The following is a 12530-nucleotide window of genomic DNA, read 5'->3' as shown; positions in this document are numbered from 1 at the left end:
CCCATTCATTCCTCGCGCGCGGACCGCGATGCGTACGCGTTATTCTCACTTTTCCTGAAAAGTGAGAATAGCTGCGGAGTTGTTCTCACTTCTCCAGCTCGGCGAGGTCGAAGACCTCGTCGGCGGCGGGCTCCTCGACCTGGAACTCCTTGTCGAAGTCGGAGAAGGTGAGCTCGCCGGAGCTGCCCTGGGTCCACTTCACGATCCGGTGGGGCTCGGAGGCCCGGACGTACGTCCGGCTCTCGGTCTCGCCGTGGGTGACGTCGAGGCGGACCGCGGGGCCGTCGGCGGCCATCGCCGGGCCGATCGCCTGGGCCTCGGCCTCGGCCGGGACCATCTGGTCGGTGAGGCTGTCGATGCTGCAGAAGGCGCGGAGGCTGGCCAGCTCGCCCTCGAGCTTCACCCACTTCTCGCCGACCCGCTTGGCGATGCGCTCGCCCTCGCCCTTGGCCGGCGCGATCGACTTCCAGAACTCCTCGTCGCCCTGATACCAGGCCGAGCCGTCGATGGAGCGCAGCGAGATCTGGCCGTCGCCGATGCTGACCTTGCCGACGCAGGCGTCGTCGGCGGAGACGTCGAGGTCGACGGTGATCTTGGTGCTCTCCGAGTCGAGCACGTCACCCTCGACATGCACGGTCTTGATGTCGTGCATCGCGGTGCGGGCGTCCTCGGCGATCTGGTTGCCGGGCTCCTTCGCGTACTCACGCGCCTGGGACAGCGATCCCTCCTCGTCACCACAGCCGGCGAGAGCGCTGGTCAGCGCGACGATGAGGGCGGTCGTGAGCACGGCATGGCGAAGCACGCGGCCTATCGTGACAGAGTTTACGAAGGGGTCAACGCGCGAGGGTCTGTACGTCGGCGACCCACTCGGGCACCAGCTTGCCGGCCGGCCCCTGGCGGGCGTCGTCGAAGAGGTGCGAGGTCTCGGACGAGTCCAGGTTGAGCTCGAGCGTCTTGGCCCCGGCGCGGGCGGCCATGCGTACGAAACCGGCGGCCGGGTAGACCGCGCCGCTGGTGCCGATGGCGACGAAGAGGTCGGCCTGGGCGAGCGCCTGCTCGATCAGGTCGAGGTCGTAGGGCATCTCGCCGAACCACACCACGTCGGGCCTCAGCGTGTCGTTGCCGCAGCCCGGGCAGGCGGGGGCGTCGGCGAGGTCGTCGTCCCAGGCGAACCGGCCCTGGCAGGAGTCACAGAGGGCCGAGAGCAGCTCGCCGTGCATGTGCACCACCCGGCGGGAGCCGGCGCGTTCGTGCAGGTCATCGACGTTCTGCGTGACCACCAGCAGCTCGTCGCCGAGAACCTGCTCGAGCCTGGCCAGCGCGATATGGGCCGGGTTGGGCACCACTGCGCGCAGCTCCCGGCGGCGGTCGTCGTAGAACCGATGGACCGTCGCGGGATCACGATGGAACGCCTCGGGTGTCGCCACTTTGTCGACGTGGTGACCCTGCCAGAGCCCATCGGCATCCCGGAAGGTCGCGAGACCGCTCTCGGCGGAGATCCCGGCTCCGGTGAGCACGACAACTTTCACAAGGATTCAGGCTAGCGACGTTGACGAGACATCCGCTGCCCCCGGACGGCCGTTTTGGTCACTCGATCGGTGTTTGTGATCGAACCGAGGCCGTCCCGACGCCTCTCGCCGAAGGTATGGACTTTTACTGTAAAGGCCCCTTACTGTAATTCGGGTTCCTACAGTTCCCCACTCGGGAGGTCCCATGCTGACCAGACGATCTGTACTCGCCGCCACCTCTGCCGCCTTCGCCGTGCCGCTCCTCGGCGGGACCAGCTGGCAGGCCGCGCAAGCCATGCGCCCGCAACGAATCGGAGCCCAGGCCACCATCCAGCTCCGCTTCGCCAACCGGACCGGCGCGTACGACAACGCCTCCATCCACTTCTACATCGTCGGCACCAACCTGACCACGGGCGAGCAGTCCCGGGTCACGCCCGAGGGCACGCTCGCGCCCGTCTCGCTCGCCGACAACGGCGCCGACGGCTACGCCGACTACGCGATCCCGTTCTCGGGCAGCGGCGACACGCTCTCCCAGATCCCCGCCGACATGTCCGGCCGGATCTACTTCTCGCTCGGCGACAAGCTGAAGTTCAAGGTCAACGAGGGCAACGCGCTCGCCTATCCGGCGGCGTGGGTCGAGTCCGACCCCAGCTACGGCGTGCTGCACGACTGCGTCGAGTTCACCTACAAGAGCGGCCGGATCTACTGCAACACGACCATGGTCGACATGTTCAGCGTCCCGCTCTCGATCGCGCTGACCGGCGAGGAGTCCCCGACCACCGGCACCCTCGTCGAGGGCGGCCGCGCGAAGATCTTCTCCGCCGTCTCGGCCTCGCCCGACTTCGGCTCCCTCGTCGTCGACGACCGGCGCATCATCGCACCGGGACACGGTCTGGACGCGGGGCGGTTCTCCGCCACCTACTTCGACTCCTACATCGACCAGGTGTGGTCGAAGTACGCCGCGGAGTCTCTCGTCGTGAAGGCCAACAACACCACCTTCACCGGCCGGGTCAGCGGCGACCAGTTCGTCTTCGACGGCGGGGTGAAGGCGTTCACCCGGCCCTCGACCCGGGACGTGCTCTTCTGCGACGGCGCGCTGGCCGCTCCCAACGACGGCATCACCGGCCCGGTCGCCGCCGTGCTCGGCGCGGGCTTCAACCGGACCACTCTCCTGGCCTCCGCCGACCAGCCCACGAGCGACCCTGGCGGCTTCTACCAGGGCGATCCGGTCCATGCGTACTGCAAGGCGATGCACGACAACACGGTCGACGGGAAGGCCTACGGGTTCGCCTTCGACGACGTCGGCGGCTTCGCCTCGTACGTCGAGGACAACGCCTCCGAGATGGCGGTGACGCTGACCCCGTTCTGAGGGTCCGGGAGGCGATCCCCTCTATCGGGGATCGCCGGCTCGACTCGTCCACCGCGCCACGAGGGCCCGTACGGTCGCACCATGTCGTACGTCGTCCTCGTGGCGTGGCTCGTCCAGGCCGCGGTCGGAGTCCTGCTGCTGACGGGCTGGTTCCGGCATGGCCGCGTCCGTTCGCCGGTGGTGCTCACCCACGTCGGCCTCTCCGTCCTCGGACTCGCCTGCTGGACGACGTACGTCCTGGTCGACCAGGTCCTCTGGGCGTGGGCCGCACTCCTGCTCATCACCATCGGCAACGGCTTCGGCGACAACATGCTGCTGTGGCGTACGCGACGGATGGGCGGCAGCCACCTCTCGACGGTCAACGCCTACAAGGTCGCCATCCGCTCGATCTTCAGACGCAGGCTGCCGCTCCGGGTCGGCTTCCACGCCCTGTTCGCCGGCGTCGTCTACTTCTCCACCCTGGCCGTCTGCGTCGTCGCGACCGTCTCCTAGTCGGTTCGGCCGTGCGGGGCACCGCGCGGCCGGGATACTGGGGCCATGGGTGCGGGTGGGGCGGTTCTGATCATCGTCGTCGGGGCGATCCTGCTGTTCTTCGTGGCCGTCGGGGTGATCCTGCTCGTGGCCGCCGGAGTGGTCCGGTTGTCAGGGAAGAATCCCAAGCCGCTGGCCTGGTCCGGGGTCGGCGTGCTCGCGGTGCCGGTGCTCTTCATCGCCACGCTCGTCGTGTTCGCCCAGCTCACCCGCGACCCCGACACCATCGAGCTCGACCTGCGCGAGCCGATCCAGCTCTCCAGCCTGCCCGAGGACAACGAGGAGTTCCCGGGGATGCGCGACTACAACAGCGACCGGATCGACCTGGTGCTGCCCGACGGCGAGCGCTTCGAGGCCGAGGTCGACGGGGTGCTGATCTGGTCCGAAGCCGGGTACGTCACCCGGGTCACCTTCGACCGGCGAGCCCGCGAGGCGGGCGAGACCGAGTCCCTCACCCGGGAGTGGGAGAGGGAGCTCGGTGGCGCGGGCACCGTGGAGGCTGATGTGGGCTACTCCGATCACGGGCGGGTCCGGGCAGTGGTGCTCGCCGATCCGACCTCGTAGGGCATGCCGTCTCGATTGGACGGTAGGCGCTTCAGGGCGGTTCAAGAGCCGGTCGGCGTGTCCGCTCCGGACCGGGACTCATCGCGAGGCTGCAACCTGCCCAACAGCACAGTCGCAAGCATGGGCAACAAGAGCACGGTGGTGGCGCCGGCGCCCACGAGCACCGAGGCGCTCTCGGTCGACATCTCACCCGATGACACCGAGACCGAGGTCACCGCGACGATGATGGGCAGCCCGGTGGCGGCGAAGAGCGCCACCGCCGCGCCGTCGCGAGTGTCGAAGCGGTCCTGGGGTGGCCCGAGAAAGCGGCTGGCGATGAACACGGGAAGGGCGCGGGCGATCAGGATGAGCGCGAGCACGGCAGCGAAGGCGCCGGGGTTGCGCCCGATGGCTCGTGGATCGATGGCCATTCCCGAGGTCACGAAGAACACGGGCACGAGCAGTCCGAAGGCGATGCCCTCGAGCCGCGCCTCGAACCTCTCGTCGCCGTCCGGGAGGGCCAGCCGGAGGATGAAGCCGGCTGCGAACGCAGCGAGCACGATGTCCAGGTCCAGTTCGTGCGCGACGAAGCTGAGCGTGACCAGCAGCAGGAGAGTCAGCCGAAGAGGGGTTTGACTGGTCGACTCCGCCCCATGACGAATGTGCACGAGCAACCACGAGCTGCCACCGCGCAGCCGAAGCGACGGGATCGTCAGCAGGAGAGCCACCGCGGCGAAGACCAGCAGGATCAGGAGCGATGTCGTCGCGCCGCGAGTGCCCAGAAGCAGTGCCATGGCCACGACGGGCCCGAGCTCGCCGTACGCACCGTGGCGCAGGACCGACTCGCCCACCCGTCCTGTGGTCATGCCAGAGTCCTTGAGGATCGGCAGCAGGGTTCCCAGGGCGGTCGACGTCAGGGCGATGGCCAGGGCCACTTCTCCATCAACCACCCCCGCTGCAGCCAGCAAGGCGGTGAGGGCGAACGCAAGGCCGAGACACGCCAACCAGGTCAGACCCGCGCGTCGCCCGGCCCGCCCGATCAGCTCCGCCGGTTTGATCTCGAAGCCGGCCAGAAGGAACAGCATGCCCAGGCCGAGCTCGCTCAGCAGCTCGATAGGTGGGCCTTCGACAGCCAATGTGAGCCCGAACGGCCCGATCAGCATTCCGAGTCCGAGGAGAAGGACGACCTCCGGGACCAGGCGGCGTGGGATCAAGCCAGCGACGATGGGGGCCACGACGGCGACGATCGAGATCCAGAGCAACGACTCGGCAACGGAAGGCATGCGATTCCTCTCCCCGGGATTCGACCCTGGACTCCGTCGGCACGGTAGTTGGACGCCGGGGCCGCCCCCTCACCCACGATGGGCGATGTCCGGCCGTACGTTCAGCCCGTCCTGTTGACCACGACGAACGGGCAGGCGAAGGGGTCGCGGTCACCGAGACCCACGCGGTTGAGGTGGCGGACGACGATGACGTACGACTCCAGGAGGCCGGCCTCGGTGTAGGGGACGCCCTGCTCGGCGCAGTAGGCGCGGACGAGGGGCTGGGCGCGACGGAGGCTGCCGCTCGGCATGCTGGGGAAGAGGTGGTGCTCGATCTGCAGGTTCAGGCCACCCATCAGCCAGTCGACCCAGCGCCCGCCGCGGATGTTGCGGGAGGTCAGGACCTGGCGGGAGAGGAAGTCGATCCTGGTGTCGCGCGGGACCAGCGGCATGCCTTTGTGGTTGGGGGCGAAGCTGGCACCCATGTAGACGCCGAAGACGGCCAGCTGGACGCCCAGGAACGCCGCACCGAGGCCGAGGCCCAGGACCGAGCAGACCAGCACCGGCCAGCCGATCAGCCGCAGCGCGAGGAGCGCTGCCTCCGTACGCCGATGCTTGAGGTCACGGTCGCCGATCACGGTGCGGACGGCACCGACGTGGAGGTTGATGCCTTCGAGGGTCAGCAGCGGGAAGAACAGCCATCCCTGGCGGGCGGTGAGCCACCGCTTGAGCCCCGTACGTCGCTCGACGTCCTCGGGTGTGAACAGCAGGACCGAGGGGCGGATGTCCTCGTCCGCGTCGACCTTGTTCGGGTTGGCGTGGTGGCGGGTGTGCTTGCGCATCCACCAGCCGTAGCTCAGCCCGACGACGAGGTTGCCGAGGATGCGCGAGGCCCACTCGTTCTTCGGGCCCGAGGCGAAGATCTGACGGTGGGCGCCGTCGTGGGAGAGGAACGCCGTCTGGGTGAACAGGACCCCGAAGGCCGCCGCGACCAGCAGCTGCCACCAGGTCTGTCCGAGGGCGAGCATGGTGATCAGCGCGAGCGCGAAGCCGGTGCCGAGGAGGGCCGCACGCCGGACGTACGTCCTCGGCGACCGCGCCAGGAGACCCTCCTGCCTGACCCGACTCATCAGCTCGGTGTAGGCGTTGACCTGACGGTGCGCCTGGCTCGGGAGCGTGGTCATCGCGGTCACCGGCCCAGTCGGCGCAACCGCGCCATGGCCAGCGGCAGGCAGACCGCGATGATGGCGACCGGCCAGAGGACGGCCATGGTCAGCGCGTGCTCGCCGACCCAGGTGGTGGCCGGGGCGGCCATGTTGCCGAAGAGCTCGCGGGTGGCGATGACGGTGGAGGAGAGCGGGTTCCACTCGGCGGGGAGGGCGAGCCAGCCCGGCATCAGGTCGGTCGGCACGATCGTGTCGGCGACCATGGCGAGCGGGAAGACGAGCGCGAAGTACTTCATCGCCGCCTCGGGGCCGCTGACCAGCAGGCCGAGCAGGATGCCGACCCAGGAGAAGGCCATCCTGAGGAGGACCAGGAGCCCGAGTGCGGCGATCACCGCGCCGAGGCCGAGATGGGCCTGCCAGCCGAACAGCGTCCCCAGCGCCAGCAGGATGGTCAGCTCGACCACCGCCAGGATCATGTCGGCCGTTGCTCGCCCGGCGAGCACCGCCACCGGCGACATGGGGAGGGATCTCATCCGGTCCAGCACCCCGCCGCGTACGTCCTCGGCGACCGAGATCGTCGTGTTGCCGATGCCGAACGCCATGGTGAGCGCGAAGAGGCCGGGGAGCAGGAACTCGCGATACTCCGCGCCCGGCACATCCATCGCGACCCCGAAGGCCTCACCGAAGACGAAGCCGAACATGGCCACGGCCATCACCGGGATCATCAGGGTGCCGAGGAGCTCGTCGGGGCGGCGTACGAGATGGAGGAGGTGGCGCTTGGCCACGACCCAGGTGTCGACCGCCGCCCACGTGATGCGTGATCCGTGGACGGTGGTGTCGGTCAGCGTGGTCATCTCAGGCTCCTTCGGTGATGAGCAGGAACGCCTCGTCGAGGTCACACCCGCCGACGCTGGACTTCAGCTCGGCGGGCGACCCCTCGGCGACGACACGACCGCGGTCGACCATCGTGATGCGTGAACACAACCGGTCGGCCTCCTCCAGGTACTGGGTGGTCAGCAGCACGGTCGTGCCGGAGTCGGCCAGCTCGCGGACCGCGTCCCAGACCTCGAGGCGGCTACGCGGGTCGAGGCCGGTGGTCGGCTCGTCGAGGAAGAGCACCCGCGGGCTGCGGATGAGGCTGACCGCGAGGTCGAGCCGCCTGCGCATGCCTCCGGAGTAACCCTTCACCGGGCGGCCGGCGGCCTCGACGAGGTCGAAACGCTCGAGCAGCTCGTCCGCGCGGGCTCGTGCCTCCCGGGCCCGCATCCGGTGCAGGCGGGCGAACATCTCCAGGTTCTGACGACCGCTCAGGATCCCGTCGACGGCGGCGTACTGTCCGGCGATCCCGATGCGCGCTCGCACCCCCGCCCGGTCACGGGCGACGTTGCGGCCGGCAACCCAGGCCTGGCCCGAGTCGAAGCTCGCGAGGGTGGCCAGGATGCGTACGGTCGTGGTCTTGCCGGCGCCGTTGGGGCCGAGCAGGCCGTGGACGGTGCCGGCGGGGACGGCGAGGTCGATGCCGTCCAGGGCGGCGCCGCGGCCGGGGTAGCTCTTGCGGAGTGCCTGGGTCCAGATGGCGGGTTCGTCGGTGATCATGCTGCTGCCTCCATGGCTGCGATGGATCGTGCGGGTCGGGGTGTGCGCGGGGTGGTGGTGACGCCGGCCGGGGTCACCTCGTCGTAGCGGCCCAGAGCGATCCGGGCGATGTTGAGCAGCGACTCGCTGCCCTCGGCGTAGTAGCCGCAGTGGCCGGGAATGTCGCCGGTCCCGAATCGGGTCGCTCCGAGCTCGGGATGAAGGGGGCCGCGGCCCAGACCGAGGCGGCCGACCCGCACCTGCGGGACCAGCCGGATCCGGTCGGTCTCGCCGTACGCGGCCCAGAGCCGGGCGCGCGACCCGAGCTCCGAGCGGTGCACCACGCCCATCCCCGGGCTGCCCAGCGCGACGCAGTCCTCGGCGCGGGCGCTGGCGAGCGCGAGGCCTGCCACCGTCGAGCCGTAGCTGTGGCCGATCAGGGTGAGGTGGGCGGCGCGCGGCAGGTATTGGGTGAGATTTGCCAGGTCCTGCGCACCGGCGTAAGCGGGCCCGTTGGTGATCGCGTTGTACCACTCCGGCGGCGAGTGGTAGCCCAGCCAGACCACGACGGCCGACCGGCTCTCGGGCGCGATCTGGTGCATCGTACGCAGCAGCAGCTGCCCACGACCGCGGGGACTGTGGGCCTCGGTGCTGGTGAAGTAGTTGCCGAGGTGGTGGCCATTTCCGGGCACCAGGACCGCGATGTGGTCGGCGGTCACGACGTCCCCGAAGGCCTCGACGACCCGCGCCCCTCCGGGCGGGTCGCAGGCGAGGAGGTTGGGTCCGATGGTTCCATCGGCCTCGTTGAGGCCGTATCTGAGCGGCGTCACAACTGTCATGGCTGTGACGGTAGGAATCAGGTGTCGATCCGCGCGTCACTCTCGGGAGCCATTCGACCCCCTACTGGGGTAGTGCGGGATGACCCCTAGACATGAGGCGCGACGAGGCCGCTCTCGTAGGCGAACACCACGGCCTGGGCGCGGTCGCGCAGGCCGAGCTTGCCGAGGATGCGGCTGACGTGGGTCTTCACGGTCTGCTCGGCGAGGAAGAGCTCGGCGGCGATCTCGCTGTTGGAGCTGCCTCGGGCGATGTTCTCGAGCACCTCGCGCTCGCGCTCGGTGAGCTGCTTGAGGCGCGGGTCGGCGCGTCGGCGCCGCGGTGCGCGGGCGAACTGCGCGATCACCTGCCGGGTCACCGACGGCGAGAGCAGCGCCTCGCCGGCGTGGACCACCCGGATGGCGGAGGCGAGCTCGTCGGGCGAGGCGTCCTTGAGCAGGAACCCGCTGGCGCCCAGGCGCAGCGACTCGTGGACGTACTCGTCGGCGTCGAAGGTGGTCAGCATGACCACCTTGGTCTGTGCGGTGGCCGGGTTCTCGGAGAGCTGCCGAAGCGCCTCGATCCCGTCCATCACCGGCATCCGGACGTCCATCAGCACCACGTCGGGATGCGTACGCCGCACCACCTGCAACGCCTCGGAACCGTCGGCGGCGGTGCCGACCACCTCGATGTCCGGCTGGGTGCTGAGCAGCGCCACGAAGCCGGAGCGCACCATCTCCTGGTCGTCGACGACCACGATCTTCACCGTCACGGGGTCTTCCTACCGCGTTTGGCCGGTGTGCGCACCGCGGTTTGGGCCGGGAGCACCGCTTCGACGACGAACTCGTTCCCGTCACGGGCACCGGCGGTGACGCTCCCGCCGACCGCGTGGGCTCGCTCCCGCATCCCGATCAGCCCATGACCGCCGCCGGCCGCTTCTTTGTCGGACGCTGCGGTGGCGCCATCGAGAGCGTTGGCGACCCGGATCTCGAGGTCCTTCTCCCCCATCGTCAGATCGACGCCGACCGGCTCACTGGGCGCGTGGCGGCGGGCGTTGCTGAGCGCCTCCTGCACGATCCGGTAGGCCGCGGTGCCCACCTCCGGGGCCACGTCGGTGAGCTCCGGCAGCTCACCCCGCACCTCGACCCGCTGGCCGGTTCCGCGGGCAGATTCGAAGAGATCGGCCAGTCCGTCGATGCCCGGCACCGGGACCCGGCCCGACTGCCCCTCCTCCGTACGCAGCACGTCGAGCACCCCACGCATCTGCCGCAGCGCAGAGGCCGCCAGGTCGGCGATCTCGGCGAACTCCGCCTCGGCCGCCGGGCTGACGTCGTCGACCCGGTGCGGCGCCGACCTGGCCTGCACGGTGATCAGCGACATGTTGTGGGCGATCACGTCGTGGAGCTCGCGGGCGATGCGCGCCTTCTCCTCGACGACCGAGCGGCGCTCGTGCTCCTCGCGCAAGGCGCTGCGACTCTCGGCCAGCCGTCTGGCGACGGCGGCGAGGGCGCCGAGCAGCAGCGCGAGCGACGCAAAGTTGGCCACCTCCACGAGCGAGTCGCCGATGTCGTTCCAGGCCATCCCGACCACGGCCAGCACCACTCCAGCAGCGACCTGGAGACCCAGGGTGATCGCCGCCAGCCGCCACCCGGCGACCAGGGTCAGCACCACCAGCACCAGTAGCTGCGTCAGTGTCGGCGGTGGGATCATCCACGGCCATCCGCTCTCGCCCTGCCTCACGATCGCCAGCGCCGCCACGGTCACCGCGACCAGGGAAAGCCCGGCAGCCTCCACCGGACGCCGAAGCGCCAACGGGATCGAGGCGGCATGCGTGATCCCGAGCAGCAGCGCGACCCCGCCCGCGACCTCGTAGGGGTCGGTGGTCAGGACCGCGGCCTCCACGATCCCGAGCACGGTCGCGGCGACGTACAACGCCAGCCGACCGCGGCCGGGCCAGGTCTTCAACATGTTCAAGTAATACCAGGCACGAGAGCACGACTGGCGGCCCATCGACCGCGCGAGGAGTGGTCACTTTGGGCCCTCCCAAGCGGCTCCGGCGGGCCCAAATCGACCACTTCTCAGCAGCGGATGTGGTGGACTACCCGCCGTGTTGTTGCTCATCCTGATCGTGATCATCCTGCTCGCCGTCCCGGTGAGCTTCATTGCGTACGGCGCTCTCACCGTCCGCGGACAGCGACGGGCCCTGGCAACGTTCCGGGCGACGGCGCATGCCTATTTCACCCGGCCGCAGATGGGGATGTGGAAGCTGTCGGCGACGATCCTCGTGGTGAGCCCGGACGAGGTCTCGGTCTGGAAGAGCGGCCCGGGGCAGCCGACGCGACTGCTCGCGTTTCCTGGACGTGGCGCGACCGTCGCGGCGGCTGAGGTCAGGATCAACGCCGCGAGGGTCGTCGAGGGGTTCGTCATCACCTCCGCCGAGGGCCAGAGCGTCCCCCTCACCCTCTGGCCGGAGCCGACCATGGGCGCCGCGAAGCCGCACACCGGTGCGCTGCTCGTTCAGACGATCGACGAGATCCGAAGTCTCCTCGGCTGAGCGTCGCGGCCACCGCTGACGCGTTACCGGCCCACCGCGGCCTTGTCCTCGTCCTGCGTCCGGATCGTGCCCTCACCGGATTCGATCCGGCCCTTGAGGCTGACGGTGATGTAGTGAGTCCAGGCGTCGTAGCAGACGTCGAAGCACTCGTCGCCGCGCGCGAGGCCCTCGTGGGTGAAGGTCACGCGGGTCCGTCCGCCGTCGGAGACGATGTCGAACCGCCCGGTCGTACCGATCCACTCCTTCTTGTCGGCGATGAAGTCGAGGTAGCCGTCGGTGAACTCCCACACGACGCGCTCCCCCGGGACCAGCTCCTTGACGAGCTGCTTGGAGTAGTGGATGTCCGGCACCAGGTAGTACCACTCTTCACCGACCTGGTCGGTGGGTCCGGCGATGTGGTGCCCCCACCAGGAACGTACGTCGTTGATGGCTTCGTACGCCTCCTGAGGGGTGGCGTCGACGGTGAATGTTGCGGTCAGGTCGCTCATGGCTGTTCCCTTGGAATCGGCTGTGACTTGCATCATGCAAGCACCACCGTAGACACACGCACTTTCATCATGCAAGTGATTTGCTAGAGTCGTCGCGTGCTCGGAAAGACGTATGACGGCCAGATCTGCTCCATCGCCCGCTCCCTGGAGATCGTGGGCGAGCGCTGGACGCTGCTGATCCTGCGAGACGCGCTCTTCGCCGGCGTCACGCGGTACGGCGACTTCCAGCACAATCTCGGCATCTCCACGAACATCCTGAAGACGCGCCTCGCCACCCTCGTCGAGACCGGCCTGATGACGCGCGACGACGCCGGCGACTACCGGCCGACCGCGAAGGCTCAGGGCCTGCGGCCGGCGCTGATCGCTCTCACCGAATGGGGAGACACGTGGTTCGCCCCCGACGGCCGGCCCATCGACTACCTGCACGCCGACTGCGGCGGAGCCGTCCACCTCGAGGCGCGGTGCGAGCAGCACGGCACCGTTCCCCCGGCGGACGTCGTAGTCCGACCCGGCCCAGGCATGCCCACCGAATACCTAGCCGCCCGACGGCCACAAACCCGCCCCCGCCGAAGCGTCGATTCCTGACCGCGAGAGGTCAGTTCTTGACGGCGAGAGGTCGAATCTCGACCGCCACAAGTCGATTCTCGAGACGCCCCAGAAACCGACTCATCGACGCCAGAAACTGACCTCTCGCGATCAAGAACTGACTCTTCGGCCT

General features: G+C 69.1%; 15 protein-coding genes. 5 read left to right on the top strand and 10 right to left on the bottom strand.

The window, feature by feature from the left end; genetic code table 11:
- Window positions 1-85: 85 nt before the first annotated feature.
- Together ABZY89_RS01360 and ABZY89_RS01355 are read right to left on the bottom strand one after the other, a co-directional pair.
- Window positions 86-802: a hypothetical protein gene (locus tag ABZY89_RS01360; RefSeq protein WP_355224028.1), complete on the bottom strand. Its 717-nt coding sequence runs from the start codon at window positions 800-802 to the stop codon at window positions 86-88.
- A 31-nt stretch (window positions 803-833) separates the two neighbouring features.
- A complete protein-coding gene (locus tag ABZY89_RS01355) occupies window positions 834-1529 on the bottom strand; it encodes an NAD-dependent deacylase (RefSeq protein ID WP_355224027.1) in 696 nt (231 codons plus the stop codon).
- Between the two features lie 184 nt (window positions 1530-1713).
- On the opposite strand from ABZY89_RS01355, the gene ABZY89_RS01350 reads away from it, so the two are divergent.
- From ABZY89_RS01350 to ABZY89_RS01340, 3 genes are all read left to right on the top strand, one after another.
- Window positions 1714-2877, top strand: a complete 1164-nt coding sequence (locus ABZY89_RS01350) for a beta-1,3-glucanase family protein (RefSeq protein WP_355224025.1) — start codon at window positions 1714-1716, stop codon at window positions 2875-2877.
- An 81-nt stretch (window positions 2878-2958) separates the two neighbouring features.
- Window positions 2959-3369, top strand: a complete 411-nt coding sequence (locus ABZY89_RS01345) for a hypothetical protein (RefSeq protein ID WP_355224023.1) — start codon at window positions 2959-2961, stop codon at window positions 3367-3369.
- A gap of 45 nt (window positions 3370-3414) precedes the next feature.
- Complete coding sequence (locus ABZY89_RS01340; RefSeq protein WP_355224022.1) at window positions 3415-3972, top strand: hypothetical protein; 558 nt, start codon at window positions 3415-3417, stop codon at window positions 3970-3972.
- A 41-nt stretch (window positions 3973-4013) separates the two neighbouring features.
- On the opposite strand, the gene ABZY89_RS01335 is transcribed toward ABZY89_RS01340, so the two are convergent.
- From ABZY89_RS01335 to ABZY89_RS01305, 7 genes are all read right to left on the bottom strand, one after another.
- Window positions 4014-5234, bottom strand: a complete 1221-nt coding sequence (locus ABZY89_RS01335; protein ID WP_355224020.1) for a cation:proton antiporter — start codon at window positions 5232-5234, stop codon at window positions 4014-4016.
- Window positions 5235-5335: 101 nt separating this feature from the next.
- On the bottom strand, window positions 5336-6397 hold the full coding sequence (locus ABZY89_RS01330) for an acyl-CoA desaturase (RefSeq protein WP_355224019.1): 1062 nt from the start codon (window positions 6395-6397) through the stop codon (window positions 5336-5338).
- 5 nt (window positions 6398-6402) lie between these two features.
- Entirely contained in the window at window positions 6403-7233 is an 831-nt protein-coding gene (locus tag ABZY89_RS01325; protein WP_355224018.1) for an ABC transporter permease, read from the bottom strand.
- A 1-nt stretch (window position 7234) separates the two neighbouring features.
- Window positions 7235-7975, bottom strand: a complete 741-nt coding sequence (locus ABZY89_RS01320; protein ID WP_355224017.1) for an ATP-binding cassette domain-containing protein — start codon at window positions 7973-7975, stop codon at window positions 7235-7237.
- Entirely contained in the window at window positions 7972-8793 is an 822-nt protein-coding gene (locus ABZY89_RS01315) for an alpha/beta hydrolase (protein WP_355224015.1), read from the bottom strand. The genes ABZY89_RS01320 and ABZY89_RS01315 overlap by 4 nt, the downstream gene beginning before the upstream one ends.
- An 86-nt stretch (window positions 8794-8879) precedes the next feature.
- A complete protein-coding gene (locus ABZY89_RS01310; protein ID WP_355017583.1) occupies window positions 8880-9542 on the bottom strand; it encodes a response regulator transcription factor in 663 nt (220 codons plus the stop codon).
- Window positions 9539-10738, bottom strand: coding sequence for a histidine kinase (locus tag ABZY89_RS01305; protein ID WP_355224013.1), 1200 nt, complete (start codon window positions 10736-10738; stop codon window positions 9539-9541). Before ABZY89_RS01305 ends, ABZY89_RS01310 begins: the two co-directional genes overlap by 4 nt.
- A gap of 139 nt (window positions 10739-10877) precedes the next feature.
- On the opposite strand from ABZY89_RS01305, the gene ABZY89_RS01300 reads away from it, so the two are divergent.
- Window positions 10878-11324, top strand: coding sequence for a hypothetical protein (locus ABZY89_RS01300; protein ID WP_355224011.1), 447 nt, complete (start codon window positions 10878-10880; stop codon window positions 11322-11324).
- A 23-nt stretch (window positions 11325-11347) separates the two neighbouring features.
- Here ABZY89_RS01300 and ABZY89_RS01295 read toward each other — a convergent pair whose 3' ends face one another.
- Window positions 11348-11812 (bottom strand): SRPBCC domain-containing protein, encoded by a 465-nt coding sequence (locus ABZY89_RS01295; RefSeq protein ID WP_355224010.1) that lies wholly within the window; start codon window positions 11810-11812, stop codon window positions 11348-11350.
- Between the two features lie 96 nt (window positions 11813-11908).
- Between ABZY89_RS01295 and ABZY89_RS01290 the strand changes: the two genes are divergently transcribed.
- Entirely contained in the window at window positions 11909-12397 is a 489-nt protein-coding gene (locus tag ABZY89_RS01290; RefSeq protein ID WP_355224009.1) for a helix-turn-helix domain-containing protein, read from the top strand.
- The last annotated feature ends 133 nt before the right edge of the window (window positions 12398-12530 follow it).

The organism is Nocardioides sp. NPDC006303, from assembly GCF_040613175.1.
Taxonomy (GTDB): domain Bacteria; phylum Actinomycetota; class Actinomycetes; order Propionibacteriales; family Nocardioidaceae; genus Nocardioides.
This window is presented reverse-complemented; position numbering and strand designations above follow the sequence as displayed.

Excerpts from the sequence above, each read along its gene's own strand:
- ABZY89_RS01320 (WP_355224017.1), bottom strand. The coding sequence starts at position 7,975 with ATGATCACCGACGAACCCGCCATCTGGACCCAGGCACTCCGCAAGAGC.
- ABZY89_RS01325 (WP_355224018.1), bottom strand. The coding sequence starts at position 7,233 with ATGACCACGCTGACCGACACCACCGTCCACGGATCACGCATCACGTGG.
- ABZY89_RS01350 (WP_355224025.1), top strand. The coding sequence starts at position 1,714 with ATGCTGACCAGACGATCTGTACTCGCCGCCACCTCTGCCGCCTTCGCC.
- ABZY89_RS01330 (WP_355224019.1), bottom strand. The coding sequence starts at position 6,397 with ATGACCACGCTCCCGAGCCAGGCGCACCGTCAGGTCAACGCCTACACC.
- ABZY89_RS01305 (WP_355224013.1), bottom strand. The coding sequence starts at position 10,738 with ATGTTGAAGACCTGGCCCGGCCGCGGTCGGCTGGCGTTGTACGTCGCC.
- ABZY89_RS01345 (WP_355224023.1), top strand. The coding sequence starts at position 2,959 with ATGTCGTACGTCGTCCTCGTGGCGTGGCTCGTCCAGGCCGCGGTCGGA.
- ABZY89_RS01295 (WP_355224010.1), bottom strand. The coding sequence starts at position 11,812 with ATGAGCGACCTGACCGCAACATTCACCGTCGACGCCACCCCTCAGGAG.
- ABZY89_RS01340 (WP_355224022.1), top strand. The coding sequence starts at position 3,415 with ATGGGTGCGGGTGGGGCGGTTCTGATCATCGTCGTCGGGGCGATCCTG.
- ABZY89_RS01335 (WP_355224020.1), bottom strand. The coding sequence starts at position 5,234 with ATGCCTTCCGTTGCCGAGTCGTTGCTCTGGATCTCGATCGTCGCCGTC.
- ABZY89_RS01315 (WP_355224015.1), bottom strand. The coding sequence starts at position 8,793 with ATGACAGTTGTGACGCCGCTCAGATACGGCCTCAACGAGGCCGATGGA.